Source organism: Desulforhabdus amnigena, assembly GCF_027925305.1.
Classification (GTDB): Bacteria; Desulfobacterota; Syntrophobacteria; order Syntrophobacterales; family Syntrophobacteraceae; genus Desulforhabdus; species Desulforhabdus amnigena.
The window spans coordinates 1,170,824-1,195,375 of record NZ_BSDR01000001.1; the positions used below are offsets into that span (position 1 = coordinate 1,170,824).

Consider the following 24,552-nt stretch of genomic DNA (forward strand, 5'->3'; position numbering starts at 1 on the left):
AGGGTCAGCCCTTGACATAAGACAAATCGACCTCGATCTGCTCATGTTTGTCCCTTGTCTCTCTATTTTATTCGCTCTCCAGGCCTCTTGCCCGCCTGGCCACACAGCCTGATTTTACATTATAACTTGAGCGGCAGCCCTTGCGATATCGATGAGATAGCGGGGAAAAATTCCCGCCACCACCATTGCGCAGATGAGGGTCCCGGTAAGAAGCTTGACAGGCCGCGATAGGGTCAGGTCCGCCGCGGGCTCTGCCGGTTCCACCAGGTAGGCCGCTTTCAGCACGAGCAGGTAGTAATAAAGTGAAATCAGCACATTGATCATGGCAATGAGCACCAACGCAAAATAGCCCTTCTCCATGGCCGCCGTGAAGATCAGGAATTTCCCCGTGAACCCGACAAACGGCGGAAGTCCGGCAAGGCTGAAAAGCGATACCATCAATGCCGCAGCCAAAAGGGGAGAACGCCTGTGCAGTCCCGCCAATTGTTCCACCTGTAAATTGCTTCCGTCATACGCCACTTTGACGACCACCAGAAAAATGGTGAATTTCATCATCAGTAGAGCCAATGCATAGAAAATGGCGCCCGTATAACCATCCGTATTCATACTCAACAGCCCGATAAGGACATAACCGGCATGGGCAATGGTCGAATATGCCAGCAGCCTCTTCAGATCCTTTTGAACGATAGCCGCAAGATTCCCCGCCGTCATGGAAATGATGGAGAGCACCACCAGAACCCGCACAAGATAGGAACTGCCCTCCCCGGCCGTAGAGATCATTCGAAGGAGAACGGCGACAGCCGCCACCTTGGATACTGTGGAGATATAAGCCGCCGCCTGGTTCGCGGCACCCTGGTAGACATCCGGAGCCCATGAATGGAATGGAAAAACGGCGAGTTTGAAAAAGAAACCGCTGAGGGTCAGAAGGAGTCCGATCATGACGGCGGGACTGTCGCTGAACTGGGGAAGTAACTGGACAAGCTCACTCACGTACATAGAACCAGTCGTGCTGTAGAGAAGAACAATCCCGAAAAGCATCACGGCCGATGCAAAAATACCCACCAGAAAATACTTGATGCCCGCTTCGACTCCCAGATTCCAATCCCTCCGCAACGCAACAAGAATATAAAGGGAATAGCTGGAGAGTTCCAACGAGACATAGATGCTGAGCAGATGCACACTGCTGACGAGCATCATCATAGCCAGCGTGCAGACAAGGAGCAGAAAATAAAATTCGCGTTCGTAATTTTCCCTGACACCCTTCAGTTCCGAGCAGATGGAGATGACCAAAAAGAGGCCCATGGAAAGCAAGCTCTTGAAAATTTGTGAGAAAAGATCAATCCGATAGACACCGGAAAAGAGGGTGCCTTCCAGCCTGACTGCAGCCAGGCAAACCACTACCCCTACGGATGCGGAACAAAACGCGAAGAAGTGATCCCGCCTGGGATTGGGATGTCCCCTCATTGACAGAAACAAAAAACAGAGGGCCACCAAAAAGTAATAGATTTCGGGACTAAAAAGCATCCATTTCATTTTGTCAATCCAGTGATCAACGGAATTGATGCCGTCTCAATCATATCCAACAGGAGCGACGGGAAGAATCCAAACAATAAGAGCACCGTAACCAGAATCATCCTGGGAATGCCCAGCCGGAAAGGCATGTCCGGCAGTTGCGCATACTTCTCATTGCCGGGGCCATAAAACGTTTTTTGAACCACGCGAAGCATAAAAAGTGCGCTGATCACCAGAGCGGTCACAGCCGCAGCCCCGCGAAGAGGATAAGTTTTGAAGGCCGAAACAAAAACGAGGAATTCACCCCAGAAACTCGCCAGGCCTGGAATACCCATGCCCGCCAAGGCCGCCACTATGAAATAACCGGATGCCACCGGCATGATTTTGCTCAACCCTCCCAGCTCGGAAATAGCTTTCGTATGGGTCCGATCGTAGATATAGCCTACGGAAGAAAAGAGCAGGGCCGTCATCACGCCATGAGCGAACATTTGGAAGACCGCACCATTGAGGCCCGTCAATGTCACCGTTGAGAGGCCAAGTCCGACAATACCCATATGGGAAACACTGGAATATCCTATCACGTACTTGAGGTCTGTCTGCCTCAAACCGACCAGAACGCCGTAGACTATCCCTATAGCGGCAAGCAAGGCCATGAGTTGTGCCCAGTGCTGCCACCCTTGAGGGCAAAGAAAAATAGCCACACGCAATATACCGAAAGCGCCTATTTTCATCAGCACCCCCGCGTGAATCATACTGACACCGTGAGGAGCAGCCACATGGCCCACGGGCGACCATGTATGAAAGGGCCACACACCGGCCAGGATACCAAAGCCGAGGTAGAGCAGGATGAATGCGAATTTTTGCTGGAAGGAAGTGAAAGTCCCAGGTTGCATGAGAGTGACGATGTCGAAGGTGTTCTGTCCCGAGCTCACGAATAGATAAAGGATAGCCGGCAAAATGAGGGCACTTCCCGCCAGCAGGTATAGAGTCAGTTTCATGGCTCCGTACTCCTTGCGTGTAGTGCCCCAAATAGCGATCAGAGGATACATGGGAAAGAGCGACACATCATACCAGACGAAAATAAAAAAGAGATCCATACTCATAAAGAGACCAAAAACGCCGGTTACCATCAGGAAGTAGAGGGCAAAAAATTCCTTCACCCGGGTTTCCAGTTCCCACATGGTGAGCACACCGGTAAAAAACACGATGCCGGTAAGAAGAAGGTTGGGCAGATTGAAACCGTCGGCGGCATTAAAATACTGAATGCCCATGGACGGAATCCAATCGAACTTCTCAACGAACTGCAGGCCTCCCGTATTTTTGTCATAGGCGAAAAAGAGATAGATAGACAGAAGCAAAGTAATGCAGGAAAACAGCGCGCTGACCCACTTGATCTGCCGGGTGCGTTCTCGAGGAATGAAAAGAATGATCAAAAACCCCACCAGGCAACTGAGGAGTATGGCGGAAAGGAAAGGAAAACCGGTGAATTCGATTCTCATGGATTCACTACCCTAAGAAAGGCTATGGGCGAAAGGCTGAGAGCGTATCGGCTCCCTGCCCGATCAAAAAAAGAAAAAGTAAATCGTCATCAGGACCATAACGATAAAAACCATCATCAACCGGTACTGGACCATTCCCAAATGCAGCAGGGAAAGGAACGCACCCATTTCTACCGTCCCTTTGCTCATCCCATCGATGGCGCCGTCGATCACTTTATTGTCGTTTTGAGCAAAAAGTTTGGAAATCCCTTTGTCGACAACCTTATCCAGCACATATCGATAAAAATGATCCATGTACCAACGCTCGGCAAATAGCCTGTTCAAGGCGGGAATGCGTTCAACAAACCCCACCTGAGCCGATCCGGGACGGCCAAATTCAAGCCAGGCGAGCACCACCCCTCCGGCGGCCAGAATCAATTCCGTGTAGAGCAGCCAATCGTGGTGTGAGATTTCATGAAATTTCAGAACACCGGTTTGGCCCGTCAGGAAATGTTCCAGTGGAACCTTCATGAAACCCAGCAACATGGTAACGGTGGCCAGGATGACCAAGGGCCAGGCCATAGCCCAATACCGGCCTCCATGGTGGCTGCCGGTATGATCCGCATGAAAACCCGGAGAAAGCGGTTTCTGTTTTTTTTCAGAGCTTGGAGGAAAAAGAATGATGAAGATGGGCCGAAAGGCATAATAGGCGGTCAGAAAGGCTCCTAGCAGGGCGGCGGCCAGCCAGATGGGATTAGATAGATCGGCCAACCCCGCAAGGATTATCTCCTTACTGAAAAAACCTGAAAGCGGTGGTAAACCGGAAAGAGCACCAGCTGCTATTAAGGCGCAGGCCATGGGAACCTTCAGGCCGCGCGCCCCTTTTTTGCTGAGTTCAAAAATGTCGTTGGTCTCAAACGTGTGGATGAATACCCCCGAGCAAAGAAACAGCAAAGCCTTGAAAGCAGCATGGGTGGTCAGGTGAAAAACCCCGGAGAAAAAAGCGCCCGCATCCAGCCCCATGATCATATATCCCAATTGGCTGATGGTCGAGTAAGCCCAGATCTGTTTGATATCTCGACTCACCATGGCCATGGTGGAGGCCAGAAGCATGCTGATCGTCCCAACAGTCAGGCCGAAAGTCATGGCATCCGGAGAAAAAAGAAAAAATGGAAAAAGCCTCTCAAACAGATAAACACCCGCAGCCACCATGGTGGAAGAATGCAGTAAAGCGCTTACAGGCGTGGGGCCCTGCATGGCGTCCGGCAACCAGGTCATCAAGGGAAACTGAGCACTCTTCCCGATGATGCCGCCAAAAATCAGAAGAGCGGAGAGGGTGAGAAGTTCGGGCGACATATGTACAGCCATTTTCGGACTGTCTATTTCCAGGATATCCAGATTGCCGAGGTGCAGCAAAATGAGAAGGATACCGAGAAACATTGCCACATCCCCGGCCCGGGTCATGACAAAAGCTTTCTTGCCCGCCTGGCTGGCACTGAACCTTTCATACCAGAATCCGATGAGAAAATACGACGACAATCCAACCAATTCCCAGAAGATATAGAGCTGCAGCAGGGTCGGCGACACTGCCAGGCACATCATGGCCCAGAGGAAAAGGGACATGAGGGCGTAATAACGGGAAAAGCCTGGATCTCCAGCCATATAGCCCAGGGAGTATACCTGGATGAGAAATCCGATGACCGCCACGGTGCAGAGCATGAGCATGCTCACCGGATCGAGGAGATAACCGAAGGGGATATCGATCTCGCCGGAAACAAGCCACCGTCCCGTATATTGAATCGGGCTTTCAATGGCCCAGTGGGAACCGAGAAGCAAAAGGGAAAACACGAGAGAAACGGTAACAGCGAAGATGGACAACCCGGCGGATAGCCGTGGATGGTGCCTTGTGAAAACCATTATCACGAGAAATGAGCCCAAAGGCATCAATGTAGCCAGCATGACTGCAAGCAATGTAGTGTCACTTATCCAGGAGGCGGCCATCATTATGAATTCCGTTATTTTAAAAGGTTATACCTGCTCGGATCAAAAGAGCCTGTTTTTTTATAAGCATACACAATCATTGCCAAACCGACGGATACTTCAGCCGCAGCAACCGCCAGAATGAAGAGCACAAAAGTCTGGCCTTCCAAATGGCGCCAGCGCAAAGCGGCCCCTACGAAAGCGATGGAAGCCGCGTTCAGCATGATTTCCACCCCCAGCACGATCATGATCAGGTTGCGGCGCGTCAGGGCGCAGAAAATGCCCATGAAAAAAAGAATTCCTGCCAGCATCAGAACATGGCCAAATGGAACCATCATACCCGACCCTCAGATTCTTCCGATCCTTTTTTTCTTCCCAGAAGCAAAGCACCGATTATTGCCACCAGCAACAGCAGGGAAACTATTTCTATGGACAGCCAGTGCCATTGAAAAAGGTACAATCCAAGCTCCCTGGGTGTGGCAACGGCCATAGTCAAATGGATTGCGCTTCCGGGAGCCGTGAAGACAATGACCGCCCCGATCCCGAGATAAAAGAGCCCGAAAAAGACTGTGGGAAGCCATTGGCTGGAGGGAAACATACGCTCTCCGGATGATTCCACCTTGACCATCATGATGATAAAAAGAAACAGGATCATGATGGCCCCAGCGTAGATGATCACCTCCAGGACCGCCAGAAGGGGCGCTCCCAGCAGGTAAAAGAGCATGGCACTCCCGAAAAAGGAAAAAATCAGGTAGATCACGGCGTGCACAAGGTTACGTCGCGTGACGGCAAGCCCCGTGCTCGCGACAATGCTCGCTGCGAGCACATAAAATATACATGTGAAAAATGTCATATCAGAGCCCTGTCGAGAAGAGGATTATCACGGCATATTGCTCTTTATATCCACCGGGCGATCCTCCTTTATATGTTCACCCTTGCCGCCCACTTCGGTCACCACCCCCGCATACTTGTAAAAGTTGTATTCCCTATCCTTCCCCTGGTGGCTTACAAGCAGATCTTCCTTCTCGTAAACAAGCTTCAAGATGTCCCTTTCGCATGTTTCGAAAAAAGGCGACAGCTGGATGGCCGAAGTCGGGCAGGCCTCTTCGCAAAGCCCACAATAGATGCAGCGGGCAAAGTTGATGCGAAACCAGGCGGCATAACGGCGCCCGTCTTCTCTTTCAGCCGACTGCATGGAAATGCAGCTCACGGGGCAAACCGCCGAACACAGATAGCAGGCCACACAGCGTTCTCCGCCGTCAGGGTCCCGCGTCAACACGATGCGCGCACGACTGCGAACGGGCAAAGTCCTTTTATATTCGGGGTATTCCTCGGTTATGGGTTTTCGGAAAAGATGCTTGAAGGTCGTGGCAAACCCGCTCGCAAGTGCCTTTACTGCCTCTAAAGCTGAAGACATACGCCCTTTCAATCCTTTGATTTTTAACCGCTGTTTTGCCTTTTCAGTTCAATGAAATGAAAGGCGACACGCCCGAATTGAATTTTTCAATTCATCAAAACAGTATCGCCGCGCCCGTCACCATAATATTGATGAGAGCCAGGGGAATCAAAACCTTCCAGCCCAAAGCCATCAGTTGATCATACCTGAGCCGGGGCAGTGTTCCGCGTATCCATATCATGATGAGAGACACCAGGATGATTTTTACCAAAAGCCATAGGGGACCGGGCAAAAGAGGCCCCCGCCAGCCTCCCAGAAAAAGGACGGCGACCAGGGCTCCCAGAACCTGCATGTGGACGTACTCTCCGAGGAAGAAAAGACCAAAACGTATTCCACTGTATTCCGTATGGTAGCCGGCTCCCAGTTCGTTTTCCGCCTCGGGCAGGTCGAAGGGAATGCGCTTGCTCTCCGCCATGGCGCTGATCATGAAAATCACGAAAGCGACAGGCTGAACCAGAATGAACGGATAAGATTCCTGAGCCTGAACAATATCCACCAGACTGAAGGAACGTGACAGCATGACAATGGGAACCAGCGACAAACCCAGGGAAAGCTCGTAGCTGATCATCTGGGCTGCGCCGCGTATGCCTCCCAGAAGACTGTACTTGGAATTGGAGGCCCAGCCCCCCAGAGCGACTCCGTATACCCCCAGGGAAGAGAGCCCAAAAACATACAAAAGTCCTATGTTGAGGTCCGAAATGATGAGGGGGATTTGCCTCCCCCAGAGCGTTACATCGGCACCAAAGGGAATTACGGCAAACATGAGGAAGGCTGTAAAGACCACCACGGCCGGCGCCAGCAAAAAGATGACACGATCGCAATCCGCAGGCACCGTATCTTCCTTGGTGATCATTTTGATCACATCCGCAATGGGCTGCAGAAGGCCGAACTTGCCCGCTCGATTGGGACCGTAGCGGATTTGAAGCCGCGCCAGGAACTTACGCTCCACCCATACCAGATAGGCAGCCAGGACCAGTAAGAAAATAAGAACAAATCCCAGCTTTACGATCAAAAAAACGATGCCAGCAATCCAGGTAAGCATAGTCTTGCCACGTTATTTTTGGGGGTTCAGTGCTATAGGGAGCAAAGGTTCTTATCGGTCGATATCCGGCAATATGTAGTCCACAGAACCGATAATGGCAATGATGTCGGCAATGCTCTCACCTGTCGCCATCCGGGGCATCACCTGCACATTGGCAAACCCGGGACCCCGTATCCGCATACGGTAAGCGTAACCCAAACCATCACTGACTACATAGTATCCCTGCTCTCCTCTCGGGATTTCACAGGATACATAAGCCTCACCCCTGGGGATCTTCGGGCCGCGGGTCACGTTGATGAAATGGTGTATGAGGCTCTCGATGTCCTTGAGCATATCCGTGCGCTTCGGAATCACGTAGCGATAGTCATCGGTCACATAGCGGCCTTCAGGCATATTTGCAGCGGCCTGTTCAATGATTTTGAGGCTCTGCCGCATTTCTTCCACCCGCACCAGGTAGCGCGCATAACAGTCACCGCCGCTGGCCGTGGGAACTTCAAATTCGAAATTTTCGTACCCCGAATAGGGAATTTTTTTGCGCAAATCCCACTCGAGGCCGCACGCCCGCAGGTTCGGGCCGGTTACTCCCCAGTCCATAGCGTCTTCAAGAGATAGACGACCTATCCCTTCCGTGCGCGCCTTAAAAATAGGGTTCTTTCGAATGAGGCTTTCGTATTCCCTGAGGCGGGCAGGAAATATCTTTACGAAATGATCGATTGCATCTTTCCATCCTTCGGGCAGATCGGCGGCGACGCCTCCCAGTCGAAACCAGGAGGGATGCAATCTCCCCCCCGTGATGAGCTCCACAATATCGAGGATTATCTCCCGCTCGCGAAAAGTGTAAAAATTGGGCGTCATGGCTCCAACATCGTGGGCGTATGTGGCGAACCAAACGAGATGGTTGCTGAGGCGAAAGAGTTCACTCAGCATCACTCGAATGACCTGGGCGCGTTCCGGCACCTTGATGTCCGCCAAGGTTTCCACCGCCAAAACGTAGGGAAGATCGTTCGCAGCACCCGCCAGGTAGTCCACTCTGGCGCAGTATGGGATAAATTGATGCCAACTCTGACGTTCCCCGATTTTTTCCACCCCCCGGTGATGATACCCGATATCCATGTCAAGACCGGTGATCTCTTCGCCATCGAGAGAAACAACGTAGCGAAGCAGTCCATGGGTGCTGACATGATGGGGACCCATGTTCAGCACAAGCTTCTGTTCACCATCGGCATGTTTCACGAAAATCCCACCGTCCAGGGGCTGGTGCTTCCGGGCATCGGCAAGCGCATAGGGAGGCATTTCCGTCGCACGGCCCGGATGGATTTTCCTCAAGGGATATCCCTGCCAGTCGTGGGGCATGAGGATTCGACGAAGATTGGGATGGCCATCGAACCGTATTCCGAACATGTCGAAAACTTCACGTTCGTACCAATTGGCGGACGGCCAGATATCGGTCGCCGTTTGTGCAGAGGGGGCTTCGCCATGGAGGGGCACCTTGAGCCGCAATCTGGAAGCAGCATCAAATGAAAGCAGGTGGTAAACCAGGGTGAAATCCGGGTATGCACTTCGGTTGCGGCGGGCGGATTCATCGATGGCGGTGAGATCCTCGAGGCGCTGAAACCTGGGCGTTGCATCGTTTTTGAGAAAGCGCAGCACATCCTTGATCCGGTTTTCGGCCACATTGAATGTGGGCATGTCCGCCGTCTGAGGCACCCTTTCGATGGCTTCCCCAAAACGATCCTTCAAAATATCAGCGAGAACCCTTTCTTCATCCTTCAGTTCGATGCGCCGTGCCGGCGGGGTCCACATGAGATCGGAACGGCTGTCTCGAAACAAGGGAGGTATGACCGAACTGCCCCGGATGGGGATACCCTCCATTCCGGGTCCTCGTGGATCGCGGGACTTTGTCAGACCATCCACCCGTATGGGCCTCCGGCTGCCCTGAGTTCCCCCCGGCAGGTGGAAAATGGAGCGCGCGGGTCGCTCTTCGGACGTGATCTTCTCCTGCAACAACAAAAGCCCCTGCAGCACGGCTTCGGGTCGCGGCGGGCATCCGGGGATGTAAATGTCCACAGGGAGAATCTGATCTATTCCCTGCACCACGCTGTAGACATCGTACATTCCACCGCAGTTGGAACAGGATCCCATAGAAATCACCCACTTGGGTTCAGCCATCTGTTCATAGAGGCGCAAAACGATCGGTGCGATTTTCTTGAATACGGTACCCGAGACTATAAGGAGATCCGCCTGGCGGGGTGAAGGGCGCAACACTTCCGCCCCGAAACGGGCGAGATCGTAGCGGGAAGTGAAAGCGGCAGCCTCTTCCACAAAACAGCAGGAAAGGCCGAAAAACATGGGCCAGAGACTGTACTTGCGGGCCCAGTTGACCACAACATCAACACTGTTCAGGAACCTGTTGTTTACGTTTTCTTGCGGGTTGGTCCCCAATCGAATCCCCCCTTCTTCCAGATATAGAGAAGTCCAACGAGCAACAGGCCGATGAAAAATGATATCTGCAGCCATCCAGCCCAGCCAAGCTCTTCACTGACGACCGCCCATGTGAAAATGTAGGCTCCCTCCACATCGAAAACAAGAAAGAAAACGGCTACCAGATAAAATGGTACAGGATAGCGAAGACGTGCCGAACCCGTGGGAATGATGCCACTTTCGTAAGGTCTGAGTTTTTCAGGAGTCGGTCTCTTTTCCCCAAGCCAGGAAGCGATGAAAAGCTGTGATGCCACAAACGCCAGTACCAGGATACTGTAAATGATCAAACTGAATATGCCCGGCTCCCAGGGAGAAAAAGCCTCACCATAAGCAATCGGATTCATGAAACCTCCGCAGTGCATACTTTACGTTGGCATCTTTCCACAAAATGTGAGACAAGCGGAAATATAAAACCTGCTGCTGCAGCAGCAACCATCAGCAATGCGAGAAGAACGATGCAGGATAATGCCCCATCGGCAAATAAGGTGGAACCGAACACCAGATGTTGCTCCAACAACTTATAGCTTACAGCATCTTTGTCAATCGAAAAGTAGGATATTGGGAAGTCCGAGATGTGTAACCGACGCCTGAAATCCGGCAACATGCCACGCCGGTTTTCGACATTGTAAAAGGATTCGACCGACTGATATGAGATGTCCGTCTGTAACCCCACACTTCGGAGAGGCTTTGTTTTTAGGGAGTTGGCGGATTCTAATATCCCGCTATTCACCACGGAGACATGGAGAAGATTTTGGAATTCTTATGGGATTCCTCTGTGATCTCTGTGCATCTGTGGTAAATGGGGATTTCAAGAGCGACTCACTCCCTTATTCCCCGAGAGTTGAATTCAAACGAAATTCTCCCTTCAATTCCTCATGCCCCCTGGCATTTTCCCCAGGGGAAAACCGCCTGGATCTATTTTGAGAAATTCTTCAGCTCCCTTGACCTACTTGATCTATTGGTGGTGATAGGCGAAATAGAGACAGCTGATGGGTTTAAAAAACATGGGAGAACATGGGGATGATTGTGAGTGCCGGTCGCCGTTACGGATGACGTGGTTCGAATATTCACAGACAAATCTTGCGACTTACAAGAGGAACTTTCGCATGTCTCAGAAACCGACTTACGAAGAACTGGAAAAAAGGATCGAAAAGCTCGAAAGAGAAAGGCATTCGTGGCTCCTTGCCGAGGAAGCCCTGCTTCAGAGTGAAGAGAGATACCGAATGATTTTCAATCATTCTCCGCTCGGAATTGTCCATTTTGACCAGGACGGAATCATCCTGGACTGCAACGAGCATTTTCTGAAAATTATGGGGGCCCCCCGGGAGAAAGTCCTTGGCTTCAACATGGTTACCTCCGCTCAAGACATGCCGATGCGTTCAGCCGTTCAGACGGCGCTGAATGGAAAACTGAGCTACTACGAAGGAGAGTATCGTTCCGTCACGGGAAATAAGAGCACTCAACTGAGGGCCATTTACAATCGTCTTTCCTCCGAGGACGGCAAGTTTCTGGGGGCGGTGGGCCTTTTCGAAGACATCTCTGAAACAAGGCGTGCCGAGGAAGCACTCAGAGAAAGCGAACAGCGCTACCGTACTCTTGTCGAAACCATGAATGATGGGTTATTGATCCGAGACGAAAAAGATCGTATTACATACGTCAATGAAAGACTCTGCCAAATGTGGGGCTATTCCCGCGAAGAGATTGTGGACCGCCCCTTGACCGATTTCCTGGATGAAGACAACCAAATCATACTCAAAGAGCAGCTCGTCAAACGGAGACAAGGCATCTATGATCCTTACGAGATTGCCTGGACAGCCAAAGACAAGCGGAAGATTCCAACCATCATGTCCCCAAGGCCCCTTTTCGACGCCAACGGGGAATTCAGAGGCAGCTTCGTTATCATCACGGACATCACCAACCGCAAACAGGCGGAGGAAGCCCTGGCCAGACAGGCTAAAGAGCTTGAGAGATCCAATGCGGAATTGCAGCAATTTGCCTACGTGGCATCGCACGACATGCAGGAACCGTTGCGCATGATCGCAAGCTACGTGCAGCTTCTGGCCCGCCGTTACAAGGGCAAGCTCGATGAAGATGCGGATGAGTTCATCGCTTATGCCGTGGAGGGAGCCAAACGCATGCAGACGATGATCAACGACCTGCTGGCATATTCACGCGTTGGAAGGGTCGGTGGGGTTTTACAGTCCACGGATTGTGAAACGGCCCTTGACTGGGCGGTGGGAAACCTGGGGGCCGCCGTAGAAGAAAACCAGGCCAAAATCACGCACGACCCGCTCCCCACACTGATTGCCAGCGGAGGTCTCATGGGACAGCTTTTTCAGAATCTTATCGCAAACGCCATTAAATTCCGCGGTGAAGATCCTCCCCACGTTCATATATCAGCCAAACTGGAAGGAAACGAGTGGCTGTTCACCGTTCGCGACAACGGCATTGGCTTCGATCCGCAATACGCCGACCGCATCTTCATCATTTTTCAACGCCTCCACGGAAGGGGAGCATACGCCGGCACCGGCATCGGCCTGGCGATCTGCAAAAAAATAGTGGAATACCATGGCGGAAAGATCTGGGCTGAATCCGAGCCGGGAAAAGGGGCCACTTTCTGTTTTACCATCCCAATCATAAAAGGAAATCAATCATGACCTTTGTAAAACAAATTAAACCCGTAGAAATCCTGCTGGTCGAAGACAATCCCGGCGATGTACGCCTGACGATTGAAGGTCTCAAGGAAGGAAAGGTCAAGAACAACCTCTACGTGGTAGAAGATGGAGTGGAAGCTTTGGCGTTTTTGCGCAAAGAGGGAAAATACGCCGATGCAGTGCGGCCGGACCTCATTCTGCTCGATTTGAACCTCCCCAAGAAAGACGGCCGCGAAGTCCTCACGGAAATCAAATCCGACGAGGATTTGCGGCACATTCCGGTCGTCGTCCTCACCACATCCAAAGCGGAACAGGACATCCTGAAAGCCTACAGTCTTCATGCAAACTGCTACATCACCAAGCCGGTGGATCTGGACCAGTTCATCTCCGTCGTGGAATCCATCGAAGACTTCTGGTTCACGATCGTGAAATTACCACGAGGCACAAAAGAATGATTTCCAATTGCATCAAGGTACTCTTGATCGAGGACAATCCCGGCGACGCAAGGTTGATAAAAGAGCTCTTTTTGGAATGTGCTCCCGGCTCCTTTGATTTGAAGTACGTGGAAACGCTTTACGAAGGCATTGAAATCCTCGAGACACAAGAAATCGACACCATTCTTCTGGATCTATCCCTTCCGGACAGCCATGGATTTGAAACCTTCTTGAAAGTTCACGATCGGACGCCCGAAATTCCCATCATCATCCTGACGGGATTCGACGATGAAACACTCGCCATCAAGGCTGTCAAGGAGGGTGCACAGGACTACCTGGTCAAAGGGCATGTGAGCAGCCACCTGCTGGCAAGGGCCACGCGGTACGCCATCGAGCGCAAACGCACGGAGGAAGCTCTTCGAAGAGCTCGCAACGAACTGGAGGTCAGGGTTCAGGAACGTACTGCGGAGTTCGAAAAGGCCAACGAGGAACTGCGCTGTGAAATCGCCGAAAGGCAAAAGGCGGAAGAGGCCCTTCGGACATCGCAACAGATGCTTCAACTGGTCATGGACAACATCCCACAATCCATCTTCTGGAAAGACAAAAACTTGATCTACCAGGGGTGTAATCACAATTTTGCCGTAGATGCGGGTCTCCGCTCCCCCGAAGAAATTGTAGGGAAGACCGATTACGATATGGTCTGGCAAAAAGAGCAGGCAGACTTTTTTCGAAAGACGGACCTCCGCGTGATGAGAGAGGATGCCCCTCAACTCCATATCATTGAACCCCAACTCCAGGCCAACGGCAAATTGGCATGGCTCGAGACGAACAAAATCCCTTTGCACGACAGCGAAGGCAACGTGATGGGGATCCTGGGAACGTACGAGGACTTCACGGAGCGAAGATACCTGGAAGAGCTTCTCGCCTGGGAACGAAAGATTTTGGAGATGATTGCGACAGGGAGCGCCTTGCAGGAAACTCTCGATACCCTCACTGCCATGACGGAGGAGCTCGCTACGGGGAGCTACAGCTCCATCCTTCTGCTGGATGCTGAAAGAGAAAAGCTCTTTCATGCTTCAGCTCCCAGCCTTCCTGCCCAATATATCCAATCCATTGACGGGTTCACCATCGGCCCGTCTGCAGGATCGTGCGGAACCGCAGCCTATTTCTCTAAAACCGTCGTGGTGGAAGATACGGCAACCGATCCTCTATGGGCCAATTATCGTGATCTGGCAATGAAGTACGGATTGAGGTCCTGTTTTTCCGTTCCCATTCGCGCCAGCAATGGAACCGTGTTGGGCACCTTTGCCCTGTATGACGGTCTGCAGCGTGAACCATCCCAAAAGGATCTGCAACTCGTTGAAGTTGCTGCGCACCTGGCAGGCATCGCCATTGAGCGCAGGCAGGCAGAAGAAGCCATTCGGGCAAATGAGGAAAAATATCGAAGCCTCTTCGAGGAATCCAGAGACGCCATCGCCGTTGTCACTCGAGACGGAAAGTTTCTTGATATCAACCAGGCGGGACTCGACCTGTTCGGGTATACGCGCAGCGAATTGATGACGACAAACATCTCTGAACTCTACATACGCCAAAGGGACCGGGATACCTACCAAAAAAAAATCGAAAAAGAAGGGTCCGTGCGGGACTACAGGGTGAAGTTTCGCAAAAAAAACGGCCAGGAGATGGATTGTTTGCTCACTTCCACGCTCAAGTATTCCAAGGATGGAAGCATTCTGGGCTATCAGGGAATTTTTCGGGATATCACGGCTTATAAAAAGGCGGAAGAGGCTCTGAGGGAGAGCGAAGCCCGCTATCGGGCCATCGTCGAGGATCAGACGGAGCTCATCTTCCGTTCGCTGCCCGACCAGACCATCACGTTTGTAAATAACGCCTTTTGCCGCTACTTCGAACGGAAACAGGAGGAATTGATCGGCGCCGGCTTTTTGCCCTTTCTGGTGGACGAAGACCACAAAAAAGTCCGGGAGCATTTCGCCTCCCTGAACCCTAAAAATCCAGTGGGAACCATTGAACTTCGGGCAATGAAACCTGGGGGAGGAATTCGCTGGCAGCAATGGACCAATCGTCTTATTCTCAACGGCCAAAATCACCCGAAGGAATTTCAATCGGTGGGCCGGGATATTACGGAACAAAAGCAAATGGAGGAAGCTCTGCAAAGGAGCGCTGAAAAAATAAAGCTCTTCGCATATTCGGTCTCCCACGACCTCAAGAGCCCGGCCGTCGGAGTTTACGGATTGACAAACCTTCTGTACAAGCAATACGGCAATACACTGGATGCGAGGGGTAAAACCTACTGTGAACAAATCCTAAAGGCTTCGGAACAAATTGCCGCACTCGTTGAAAAAATCAACCTCTACATCTCCACCAAGGAGGTTTCTCTCATCATTGAAAGGGTCAATCTGAGGCACGTACTCCAGATGATCAAAGACGAATTCTCCACTCGATTCAGCATCCGCTCCATACGGTGGACCATTCCGGATGATTTGCCGGAGGTCAAGGCCGACCGGCTCGCTCTCTTGAGAGTTCTTAGAAATCTTGTGGATAATGCGTTGAAATACGGTGGGGACGATTTAAGCGAAATCGCCGTTGGATACGAGGAATCCCCTCATCACCACATCATTTCTGTCAGAGACGACGGCATCGGCATCCGAAGAGAAGATACCCAAAAAATTTTTGACCTTTTTCAGCGCAAGGAAGAAGTGAGAGAGATCGAAGGGTCCGGCCTGGGATTGGCCATCGTGAAGGAAATCGCAGAACAACACGGGGGTAAGGTCTGGGCCACACCGGCTCCTGGTAAAGGGAGCATCTTCTACATTTCCATTTCCAAAAAAATTTGACTTGGGGGGAATCCGTCACAACTCATGGCAAAAATGCTGCAAAGACTCACGAACACGCCTGCGCATACGTAAAAGATCATGCCAACTCTCCAGAGAACTCCCCCCCTGCGCGGGCGGCCAGAGCTTCAATGCCTGCATCGCTTCCAACTGCCGGGGAATAAGGCGAGAGGCGGTAGAATTGGTAAAGAGTCGAAGACGATGATCCAGGGATCTGAGCGACTCGAATGCTGTTTGGATTTCCCGTAACACTTCATGAGAAGAGATTTTTTCCAACACACCCGGCAAGGCGGCGCGGACAGAGGATATTCTGAGAGAAGGATCCCTGTAGCCTTCCGAAAGAAGATATCCTTGAACAAGAAACTCGATATCCGCCAATCCGCCGAATCCCAGCTTGAGGTCAACCGTCTCCCCTTTTTCCTCGCTTCGCTCACGCTGCATGCGCCCCCGCAGATGGCAGATTCTGTTCCAAACTTCCCGTGGGTCTCTCTTTCTGTAGCAGATTTCTTGAGCCCTCTCTTCGATCCAACGTCCCAGCTTTTCATGACCGGCAACATGGCGTACGCGCAAAAGCGCCTGAATTTCCCAAAGATCCGCCTGTTTCTCATAATATTCGAACCATGCGTTTCGCGTGACAATGAGAGGCCCATAATTTCCCGTGGGCCTCAGACGGGCATCCACCACGTAGCCGGGTCCTTCATGGAGAGGAGTGCTGAGCATCCGCATGAACCGCTGAGAAAAACGAACGATATCGGTGGGAATCTGATGTTCCTCTTCACCCGGTCGGGGGTCATAGACAAATACCAGGTCCAGGTCCGAAAGATAGCTCATTTCATGGCTGCCCAATTTGCCGAGACTCAAAACGCTTAGAGGCAGATCTCTGGATAGTTGAAGATTGTCCAATATGCGTTGATACGTGTGGCGAATGACAAAATCGGCAAGGGAAGTCAGCTGATGCTCCAAAGCCGCATGCCCCACATCCCCTGCAAGGTCCCCCAGAACAAGCTGCACCAGGCGTTCATTTTTAATGCGCCGAAGCCACTCCAGCCCTTCTTCCAGGCTGTCCGCCCTCTTCAAAAGGCGCGTGCTCGTCTTCTCCCAGGCCGCAATGTCGGGAAGAACACCCGAAACGGTGGCAACCCCCTCCACCAGACTCGGATGATGGGTCAAGAGCTCCGCGAGCAATGCGCTCGAAGCCACCCCCCCGCACAGATCCTGAAGCCATGGGGCGGAAGAGCGGAAGACTTTGGCAAGGCCTGGACGTTTCACTACCTGGCCAAAATAGTGTTCCATACGAAGCAGTACGATTTCCCTCAGGTCCGGTTCCTTCAGGCGTCCATATTCATTGAGAACATCCAGGATGGTCCGCCGCACGGGCGATTTGAACCCCTTGAGATGCGTTTCCAGCCGGGCCAGATCCTCGGCGGAAAAATTCCCGAGAAAATTTTCCTTTTCGACCTCTCCGGCTTTACCTTCCACTGCCCGGACGGACTGGTCCGAGGGTTCCTCTTCCGGCTGAAACAGGGCAAGAAAATGTCCATGCACGGTGGAACAACAAGCTTCGAGCTTAGCCAGGAATTCTTTTTCATCCGGGCCAAAACCCAGGGCCACTGAGAGCCTGCTCCTCGCCTCCTCGGACTTGGGCAGCTTTTGCGTCTGGCGATTCTGATCCAACTGTACCCAATGTTCCACTCTGCGAAGAAATATATAGGAATCTTTCAGTTCCTCCACCACCCTTGGAGGCAGCAGATTCAAATCGCTCAAACGTTTGAGACAACGGAGCGTATTGGGTTCATCCAACTCGGGATGGCGCCCGCCATAAATCAGTTGAAGAGATTGAACAAGAAACTCGATCTCCCGGATTCCCCCCACACCCAGTTTGACATCGAATTGCTGCCATTTCTTGTTGGGGCGGACAGCTTCCGCAAGAATGCGATCCCTCATGGCGCGCAGTTCATCCAACGCCTGAAAATCCAGGAAGCGACGGAAAACAAATGGACGGACCTCCTGCAGGAAAGCCATTCCCAGCGCTCTGTCTCCTGCCACAGGGCGAGCCTTGAGAAGCATCTGACGTTCCCAGGGACGTCCGGAAAGCAAATAATGATCTGTAGCCGCCGTCACCGAAGGCACCAGAGGCCCATCTTTGCCCTGGGGGCGTAAACGCATATCGACTTCAAACACGCGATCCCCTTCGGCTCGATGAGACAAAAGGCGGATGAGCCATTCGCAGAGGCGGTTCAACAGAAAGAGGCTGTCAGGCGAGGAGATTTCCCCCTGCTTTTTTGGGGAATAAAGGAAAATGAGGTCGATATCCGAGACGTAATTGAGCTCATGTCCGCCAAGTTTCCCCAGGCCCATTACCGTGATCTGCAAGTCATCCTTTACCTGGAGCCAGGTCTTCACGCCTTCCCGGTCTGTCCACCATTCAGGATGCCGGATGAGAATATCGAGACCCACCTGAAGCGCCACGCATGCCAGATCACTCACCTGAGAAGTCGTTTCCTCCAGGGAAGCCAACCCAAGCAGGTCCCTTGCGCCGATGCGAAGGAAATGACGCTGTTTGAATTCACGGAAACACGTCAGCAATCGGGCAAAAGATTCGATCCTTTCACTGCTTTCCAGCAATTCTTTGTATAAACCCGTGAGTGGATAGCGCCGGTAGAGATTCTTCCTGGCCCAGAGCCAGTCCGAAAAATCGGGGCTGCGTCGAAGCAAGGTAGCCAGATATTGAGAGGATCCCTGGATGCGTTCGATCTCGTTCATTCCTTGGATTTTCCTTTTTCCTTGCCTGTGTGGGAAAGATCAGCCTTGAAGCCTTGCACGAACACGTTCGTTTATCATAGTATGCTGCCTTCAGGAAGAAGAAAGGGACGGACTGGAAAAATCCTGACAGATCAGCCCTTCTGAAAAAGCATTCTTACAATAAACTGAAAGGATCATCCCATGCAAATTGTGGGCATCATCCCGGCGCGTTACCAATCTACGCGCTTTCCTGCAAAACCCCTGGCCATGATCCATGGACGCCCCATGATCCAGCATGTGTATGAAAGATCCCGCCTGGCATCGAGGCTGGATCGTCTGCTGGTGGCCACCGACGACACATGCATTCTCGAAGCTGTCGAGGCGTTTGGAGGCGAAGCCCTTCTCACGGGCAGCCATCACCCGAGCGGAACGGACCGAGTGGCGGAAGCGTGCCGGCTGTTGAATCTCTCGGACGGGGACATCGTCGTCAATATCCAGGGCGATGAACCCCTTGTGGAACCCGTGATGATCCATCTTCTCATCGAGGCGTTGGAAAAAACCCCTCGGTGTCCCATGGCGACCCTCGGCTTTCAGACAAGCGACGAGCGGGATTATCTCAACCCAAACGTCGTCAAGCTTGTTATGGACAATAGCGGGAGGGCGCTCTATTTTTCGCGATCTCCCCTGCCCTGTCGCAGAGATGCCGGCGACACTCCCCTCTCATTCATTAAGCATCTTGGTTTTTACGCCTATAGGAACGCTTTCCTGCAGACTTTTACAGAGCTTTCCCCCGGAAGGCTGGAAAACATCGAAAAACTGGAACAGCTACGAACGCTCGAACACGGCTATTGCATTCGCGTCGCGTTATCCCCGGTCGAAACCCATGGAATAGATACCCCCCAAGACCTTGAAAAACTGAACCTTATCATGCATCCCTGATAATTCTCCTCTCCACAAGTATGCCCGCACCGAATTTCGAAACAAAAATGTTCTGCTTTGGATGATGAAATCGGTTGCCATCCTCCAATTTATCGTTACAATTGGTCGGTTAAGATTGCGGGTACGATGAACTTGCGTGCTCAGGATTTTGCCACACAATTCGTTCGCCTTTTCCCGAACAAATGCATTTCAAAGATCAGGCGGATTCTTCCGGACCAAAGTGGCAAGGGGATGAGCCGTTTGAAACCTATAGATATACTGCAAGCGGCTATAAATTGGACCTCATGTCATTACGACCGAAGGGAGAAATCTTAAGATCCCCCACATTCGTTCGGGATGACCAAAACCCAAATTCAAACCGTGTGCAGTTATAGAATGGAACGAGGAAGAAAGATGACTTCTCCATGGAAGCGAACCAAAGCGCTGCTCTTGCTCGAAGATGGGGCCGTTTTCAAAGGATATGCGTTTGCCGGCCAGGGGCGTGCGCTGGGTGAGGTAGTGTTCAACACCAGTATGACCGGTTACCAGGAAGTGCTTACTGATCCTTCCTACAAAGGGCAGATCGTGACGATGACTTACCCTTTGAGCGGAACATACGGCATCAACGATGAGGACATGGAATCGGCCGCCATACAGGTAGAAGGCTTTATCGTAAAAGAATATCAAGATTTTGTCAGCAACTGGCGCAGCAAGAAAAGCCTGGCAGACTTCCTGAACGAGCACGGTAAAATCGGCCTGGAAGGCATCGACACACGGGCGCTCACACGGCACATTCGTGTGGTTGGAGCCATGCGCGGAATCATTGCCACGGATACCGACGACATCGAACAGCTTATGGAGGCAGTGCACACCTTTCCTGGTCTGAACGGTTTGGATCTTGTCCGGCATGTAACCTGTCAAAAGCCATATCGTTGGAACAATGGACCTCAACCTGCCGATGTATCCGAAGCCTGGTCCAAAGACAAACCGGGCTTCAAGGTTGCCGCCATAGATTGTGGAGTCAAATACAACATCCTTCGCAAACTCGAACAGGCAGGATGTCAGGTCATGGTTTTCCCTGCTCAAACGACGGCGGAAGAAATCCTTGCCACAGAACCCGACGGGGTTTTTCTCTCCAATGGGCCCGGCGATCCGGCGGCGGTCGGTTATGTCGTAGACACGGTCCGGCATCTTTTGGGAAAAAAACCCGTATTCGGCATATGCCTGGGGCATCAGCTCATGGGTCTCGCCCTGGGAGGCCGCACCTTCAAACTCAAGTTCGGCCATCGCGGAGCCAACCAACCGGTCAAGGACCTCTCCACCGGCAAAGTGGAAATCACTTCCCAGAACCACGGCTTCTGCGTCGATCTGGAATCTCTCAAGGAAAAGCCTCTGAGGTTGACGCACATCAACCTCAACGACAATACGCTGGAAGGCATGGAACACCTGGAAATTCCTGCATTCAGCGTTCAATATCACCCCGAAGCCGCTCCGGGTCCCCATGATGCATCTTATCTCTTTGAACGGTTTGTGCAGCTCATGGAAAAGGAAAAGAAATAAGCGGGAACCAACGCTTGCCATCGATACTGACCACCGGCCTGCGGCCGACATTAAAAGCCTATCCGGAAACCTTCCTGTGGACTTTGGAACACCCCCTTAGTCCCCCCCTCGAGGGGGGAATTGAAAGGGGGGTGTGCGCTGCCGGGGAAGGTTTCCGGATAGATTCCAAGGAACAGGAGCACATGCCCAAGCGAACAGACATCCACAAAATTCTCATCATTGGTTCAGGACCTATTATCATCAGTCAGGCTTGCGAGTTCGATTATTCGGGGACTCAGGCATGCAAGGCCCTCCGCGAAGAGGGATACGAAATCGTTCTCATCAACAGCAACCCCGCCACCATCATGACCGACCCGGAAACGGCCGACCGCACCTACATCGAACCCATCACTCCCGAAGCTGTAGCCAAAGTCATCGCAAGGGAGCGTCCCGACGCACTCCTTCCCACCCTTGGAGGCCAGACCGCTCTCAATGTCGCCGTCAAACTGGCGGAAATGGGAGTGCTGGAACGCTACAATGTCGATATGCTCGGCGCACGGGTGGATGTCATCAAGAAGGCGGAAGACCGCGAGCTCTTTCGGGATGCCATGACGAAGATCGGGCTCAAGGTTCCTGCGAGCGGAATCGCCCGTACGATGGGAGAAGTCGAGACCATTGCCCGGGAAATCGGTTTTCCTATCATTGTCCGTCCTTCATTCACCCTCGGAGGAACCGGCGGAGGTGTGGCCTACAACCGGGAAGAACTTCTGGAACTTTCTCAAGGCGGCCTCGACGCCAGCCCCATCCACACGGTCATGCTCGAGCAATCCGTTTTGGGCTGGAAGGAATTTGAACTAGAAGTCATGCGCGACAAGATGGACAATGTAGTCATCATTTGTTCCATTGAAAACATGGATCCCATGGGCGTCCACACGGGTGACTCCATTACAGTGGCTCCGGCGCAGACTCTAACGGACCGGGAATACCAGGTGCTTCGGGATGCTTCCGTTGCCATTCTGCGGGAAATCGGCGTAGAAACGGGTGGATCCAACGTGCAGTTCGCCATTAATCCGGAAAACGGGGAAATGGTAGTCATTGAAATGAACCCTCGCGTTTCCAGGTCCTCGGCTCTCGCATCCAAGGCCACGGGGTTTCCCATTGCCAAAATCGCGGCAAAACTCGCCGTGGGATATTCCCTGGACGAAATCGCAAACGACATCACCCGGGAAACCCGCGCGTCCTTTGAACCCACCATCGACTACTGTGTGGTGAAAATTCCCCGCTTCACCTTTGAAAAGTTCCCAGATACCGAGGACTTCCTCACCACTTCCATGAAGTCGGTTGGGGAAACCATGGCCATCGGCAGAACTTTCAAGGAATCTCTGCAAAAAGCCATCCGCTCTCTTGAAATCGGCCGTTACGGATTCGGAGATCCCCCTCTCAGCGTCGACGGCGATTACTTGGATGCCCTCAAACAAAAGATACGCCGCCCCAATTCAAAACGCCTGTTCCAAATCGCCGAAGCCATGAAACTTGGAGTAACGGTGGAGGAACTCTACGAACTGACCTGGATCGACCCCTGGTTCCTTCATCATATGCAGCAGATCGTCGAGATGGAAACGGCCATTCGAGCGTCTGTCACTTCACCGAATTTTCTCGATGATCCGGATCAACTGCGCTTCGCCAAATCCTGGGGATTTTCCGATGTGAGGCTGGCCGCACTGGCGGGAACCGACGAGGAAACGATTCGTCAAAAAAGGATCCAGCACGGAATAAAGCCCGTTTACAAGCTTGTGGACACCTGCGCCGCAGAATTCGAAGCTTACACACCTTACTATTATTCCACTTATGAAACCGAAGATGAGTCACGGCCTTCAAACCAGCCCAAGGTGGTCATCCTCGGAGGCGGTCCCAACCGCATCGGACAGGGTATAGAATTCGATTATTGTTGCGTGCATGCTTCCTTTTCGCTGCGGGAGGAAAACCACGAATCCATCATGGTCAACTCCAACCCGGAGACGGTTTCAACCGACTACGACACGTCCGACAAGCTCTATTTCGAACCCCTCACCCGGGAAGATGTTCTCCATATCCTGGAAACAGAGCAACCCAAAGGCATGATTGTTCAGTTCGGAGGCCAAACCCCCCTCAATCTTGCAGTTCCCCTGGAAAAGGCGGGAGCCAGGATCCTTGGAACCTCCCCTGACGCCATCGATCTTGCCGAAGACCGCAAGCGTTTTCAGCAGATGTTGCAAAAGCTCGGCCTCAAACAACCGAACAATGCCACGGCTTTTACCATAGAAGAGGCTTTGAAGGCCGCCGAAGAGATCGGCTACCCGGTCGTGGTGCGCCCCTCCTACGTGCTGGGTGGAAGAGCCATGGAAATCGTCTACGACGAAAACATGCTCAAAAGGTTTATGGAAAAGGCGGTCCACATTTCTCCCGGCCACCCCATTCTCCTGGATCAGTTCCTCGAGGACGCCACAGAGGTGGATGTAGACGCCATCTGTGACGGTCAAATGACGGTCGTGGGCGGCATCATGGAACATATCGAAGAGGCCGGTATCCATTCGGGCGACAGCGCATGCGTCCTTCCGCCTTTCACCATTCCCCCGGACGTACAGGAAGAGATCAAGAGGCAGACCAGGCTCATGGCCAAGGAGTTGGGTGTCGTGGGATTGATGAACGTGCAGTTCGCTTTGCAGAAGGGAGAGATCTATATCCTGGAGGTCAACCCCAGGGCTTCACGCACCGTTCCTTTCGTGAGCAAGGCCATTGGATACCCCTTGGCAAAACTGGCCACTAAGGTTATGCTTGGAAAGTCTTTGAAAGAATTGGGATTTGACCATGAAGTGACACCGAAACATATCTCCGTGAAGGAATCTGTTTTCCCCTTTTCGCGCTTTCCCAATGTAGACCTTTTGCTCGGACCTGAAATGAAGTCGACGGGCGAGGTCATGGGAATCGGCCCCAATTTCGGCATCGCTTTCGCCAAGGCCCAGTCAGCCACCGGTTATGAACTCCCCACCAAGGGTACTGTTTTTATCAGCGTCCACAACGCCGATAAACCCAAAGTACTTCCCGTGGCCAGGAAGTTCAAAGACTTGGGGTTCCGTTTGATTGCAACGACAGGAACTGCAGCCTATCTCAGGGAACACGGGGTTCCCACGGAAACCGTCTTTAAGCTGAAAGAAGGACGGCCCCATGTGATGGACCATATCAAAAATGGTGAAATCCAGCTTGTGATCAACAGCAGTCTCGGAAAAAAGACGTTTTCGGATTCTTATGAAATACGGCGTACGACCCTGCTTTACAACATCCCGTATACCACGACGATTTCCGGCGCAAGAGCCATGGCCGAAGCGGTGGAAGAGTTGCAGCGGGGCGACTGGGACGTGAAGACCATTCAGGAATATCACCGGGAAAGCTAGAGTTCCGAGGAGAACGAAACATCCAAATGCCTG

The 24,552-nt window shown here is 52.2% G+C and carries 16 protein-coding genes; 6 read left to right on the forward strand and 10 right to left on the reverse strand.

What is annotated here, in order from left to right; genetic code table 11:
* Positions 1 to 114: 114 nt before the first annotated feature.
* The 9 genes from QMG16_RS05160 to QMG16_RS05200 form a co-directional block, all read right to left on the reverse strand.
* Positions 115 to 1,533 carry an NADH-quinone oxidoreductase subunit N gene (locus QMG16_RS05160; protein WP_281792705.1) on the reverse strand — a complete coding sequence of 473 codons (1,419 nt, stop codon included), beginning with the start codon at positions 1,531 to 1,533 and terminating at the stop codon, positions 115 to 117.
* The gene (locus QMG16_RS05165) at positions 1,530 to 3,011 is read right to left on the reverse strand and encodes a complex I subunit 4 family protein (RefSeq protein ID WP_281792707.1); all 1,482 of its coding nucleotides are present in this window, start codon (positions 3,009 to 3,011) and stop codon (positions 1,530 to 1,532) included. Before QMG16_RS05165 ends, QMG16_RS05160 begins: the two co-directional genes overlap by 4 nt.
* A 63-nt stretch (positions 3,012 to 3,074) precedes the next feature.
* Positions 3,075 to 4,994 (reverse strand): NADH-quinone oxidoreductase subunit 5 family protein, encoded by a 1,920-nt coding sequence (locus tag QMG16_RS05170; protein ID WP_281792709.1) that lies wholly within the window; start codon positions 4,992 to 4,994, stop codon positions 3,075 to 3,077.
* An 11-nt stretch (positions 4,995 to 5,005) separates the two neighbouring features.
* Complete coding sequence (gene nuoK / locus QMG16_RS05175; protein ID WP_281792711.1) at positions 5,006 to 5,308, reverse strand: NADH-quinone oxidoreductase subunit NuoK; 303 nt, start codon at positions 5,306 to 5,308, stop codon at positions 5,006 to 5,008.
* The gene (locus QMG16_RS05180) at positions 5,305 to 5,823 is read right to left on the reverse strand and encodes an NADH-quinone oxidoreductase subunit J family protein (RefSeq protein WP_281792713.1); all 519 of its coding nucleotides are present in this window, start codon (positions 5,821 to 5,823) and stop codon (positions 5,305 to 5,307) included. Before QMG16_RS05180 ends, nuoK begins: the two co-directional genes overlap by 4 nt.
* A gap of 27 nt (positions 5,824 to 5,850) precedes the next feature.
* Complete coding sequence (nuoI, locus tag QMG16_RS05185; protein WP_281792714.1) at positions 5,851 to 6,387, reverse strand: NADH-quinone oxidoreductase subunit NuoI; 537 nt, start codon at positions 6,385 to 6,387, stop codon at positions 5,851 to 5,853.
* A 94-nt stretch (positions 6,388 to 6,481) separates the two neighbouring features.
* Positions 6,482 to 7,468: an NADH-quinone oxidoreductase subunit NuoH gene (gene nuoH, locus QMG16_RS05190; RefSeq protein ID WP_281792716.1), complete on the reverse strand. Its 987-nt coding sequence runs from the start codon at positions 7,466 to 7,468 to the stop codon at positions 6,482 to 6,484.
* Positions 7,469 to 7,519: 51 nt separating this feature from the next.
* The gene (locus QMG16_RS05195; RefSeq protein ID WP_373878655.1) at positions 7,520 to 9,910 is read right to left on the reverse strand and encodes an NADH-quinone oxidoreductase subunit B/C/D; all 2,391 of its coding nucleotides are present in this window, start codon (positions 9,908 to 9,910) and stop codon (positions 7,520 to 7,522) included.
* Positions 9,883 to 10,293, reverse strand: a complete 411-nt coding sequence (locus QMG16_RS05200; protein ID WP_281792718.1) for an NADH-quinone oxidoreductase subunit A — start codon at positions 10,291 to 10,293, stop codon at positions 9,883 to 9,885. Before QMG16_RS05200 ends, QMG16_RS05195 begins: the two co-directional genes overlap by 28 nt.
* A gap of 762 nt (positions 10,294 to 11,055) precedes the next feature.
* Between QMG16_RS05200 and QMG16_RS05205 the strand changes: the two genes are divergently transcribed.
* Genes QMG16_RS05205 through QMG16_RS05215 form a run of 3 tightly spaced genes read left to right on the forward strand, consistent with a single transcriptional unit; the run spans position 11,056 to position 15,892 of the window.
* Positions 11,056 to 12,606: a sensor histidine kinase gene (locus QMG16_RS05205; RefSeq protein WP_281792720.1), complete on the forward strand. Its 1,551-nt coding sequence runs from the start codon at positions 11,056 to 11,058 to the stop codon at positions 12,604 to 12,606.
* Positions 12,603 to 13,058: a response regulator gene (locus QMG16_RS05210; protein ID WP_281792722.1), complete on the forward strand. Its 456-nt coding sequence runs from the start codon at positions 12,603 to 12,605 to the stop codon at positions 13,056 to 13,058. Before QMG16_RS05205 ends, QMG16_RS05210 begins: the two co-directional genes overlap by 4 nt.
* Entirely contained in the window at positions 13,055 to 15,892 is a 2,838-nt protein-coding gene (locus QMG16_RS05215; protein WP_281792724.1) for a PAS domain S-box protein, read from the forward strand. The genes QMG16_RS05210 and QMG16_RS05215 overlap by 4 nt, the downstream gene beginning before the upstream one ends.
* Positions 15,893 to 15,907: 15 nt before the next feature.
* Here the strand turns inward: QMG16_RS05215 and glnE are convergent, their stop codons facing one another.
* Entirely contained in the window at positions 15,908 to 18,652 is a 2,745-nt protein-coding gene (gene glnE / locus QMG16_RS05220) for a bifunctional [glutamate--ammonia ligase]-adenylyl-L-tyrosine phosphorylase/[glutamate--ammonia-ligase] adenylyltransferase (protein WP_281792726.1), read from the reverse strand.
* A gap of 180 nt (positions 18,653 to 18,832) precedes the next feature.
* Between glnE and kdsB the strand changes: the two genes are divergently transcribed.
* The 3 genes from kdsB (at position 18,833) to carB (ending at position 24,519) form a co-directional block, all read left to right on the forward strand.
* Positions 18,833 to 19,570 carry a 3-deoxy-manno-octulosonate cytidylyltransferase gene (gene kdsB, locus QMG16_RS05225; RefSeq protein ID WP_281792728.1) on the forward strand — a complete coding sequence of 246 codons (738 nt, stop codon included), beginning with the start codon at positions 18,833 to 18,835 and terminating at the stop codon, positions 19,568 to 19,570.
* A gap of 393 nt (positions 19,571 to 19,963) precedes the next feature.
* Positions 19,964 to 21,109 carry a glutamine-hydrolyzing carbamoyl-phosphate synthase small subunit gene (carA, locus tag QMG16_RS05230; protein ID WP_281792730.1) on the forward strand — a complete coding sequence of 382 codons (1,146 nt, stop codon included), beginning with the start codon at positions 19,964 to 19,966 and terminating at the stop codon, positions 21,107 to 21,109.
* Between the two features lie 182 nt (positions 21,110 to 21,291).
* Positions 21,292 to 24,519, forward strand: coding sequence for a carbamoyl-phosphate synthase large subunit (carB, locus tag QMG16_RS05235; RefSeq protein WP_281792732.1), 3,228 nt, complete (start codon positions 21,292 to 21,294; stop codon positions 24,517 to 24,519).
* The last annotated feature ends 33 nt before the right edge of the window (positions 24,520 to 24,552 follow it).

Excerpts from the sequence above, each read along its gene's own strand:
- QMG16_RS05160 (WP_281792705.1), bottom strand. The coding sequence starts at position 1,533 with ATGAAATGGATGCTTTTTAGTCCCGAAATCTATTACTTTTTGGTGGCC.
- QMG16_RS05165 (WP_281792707.1), bottom strand. The coding sequence starts at position 3,011 with ATGAGAATCGAATTCACCGGTTTTCCTTTCCTTTCCGCCATACTCCTC.
- QMG16_RS05170 (WP_281792709.1), bottom strand. The coding sequence starts at position 4,994 with ATGATGGCCGCCTCCTGGATAAGTGACACTACATTGCTTGCAGTCATG.
- nuoK (WP_281792711.1), bottom strand. The coding sequence starts at position 5,308 with ATGATGGTTCCATTTGGCCATGTTCTGATGCTGGCAGGAATTCTTTTT.
- QMG16_RS05180 (WP_281792713.1), bottom strand. The coding sequence starts at position 5,823 with ATGACATTTTTCACATGTATATTTTATGTGCTCGCAGCGAGCATTGTC.
- nuoI (WP_281792714.1), bottom strand. The coding sequence starts at position 6,387 with ATGTCTTCAGCTTTAGAGGCAGTAAAGGCACTTGCGAGCGGGTTTGCC.
- nuoH (WP_281792716.1), bottom strand. The coding sequence starts at position 7,468 with ATGCTTACCTGGATTGCTGGCATCGTTTTTTTGATCGTAAAGCTGGGA.
- QMG16_RS05200 (WP_281792718.1), bottom strand. The coding sequence starts at position 10,293 with ATGAATCCGATTGCTTATGGTGAGGCTTTTTCTCCCTGGGAGCCGGGC.
- QMG16_RS05205 (WP_281792720.1), top strand. The coding sequence starts at position 11,056 with ATGTCTCAGAAACCGACTTACGAAGAACTGGAAAAAAGGATCGAAAAG.
- QMG16_RS05210 (WP_281792722.1), top strand. The coding sequence starts at position 12,603 with ATGACCTTTGTAAAACAAATTAAACCCGTAGAAATCCTGCTGGTCGAA.
- QMG16_RS05215 (WP_281792724.1), top strand. The coding sequence starts at position 13,055 with ATGATTTCCAATTGCATCAAGGTACTCTTGATCGAGGACAATCCCGGC.
- glnE (WP_281792726.1), bottom strand. The coding sequence starts at position 18,652 with ATGAACGAGATCGAACGCATCCAGGGATCCTCTCAATATCTGGCTACC.
- kdsB (WP_281792728.1), top strand. The coding sequence starts at position 18,833 with ATGCAAATTGTGGGCATCATCCCGGCGCGTTACCAATCTACGCGCTTT.
- carA (WP_281792730.1), top strand. The coding sequence starts at position 19,964 with ATGACTTCTCCATGGAAGCGAACCAAAGCGCTGCTCTTGCTCGAAGAT.
- carB (WP_281792732.1), top strand. The coding sequence starts at position 21,292 with ATGCCCAAGCGAACAGACATCCACAAAATTCTCATCATTGGTTCAGGA.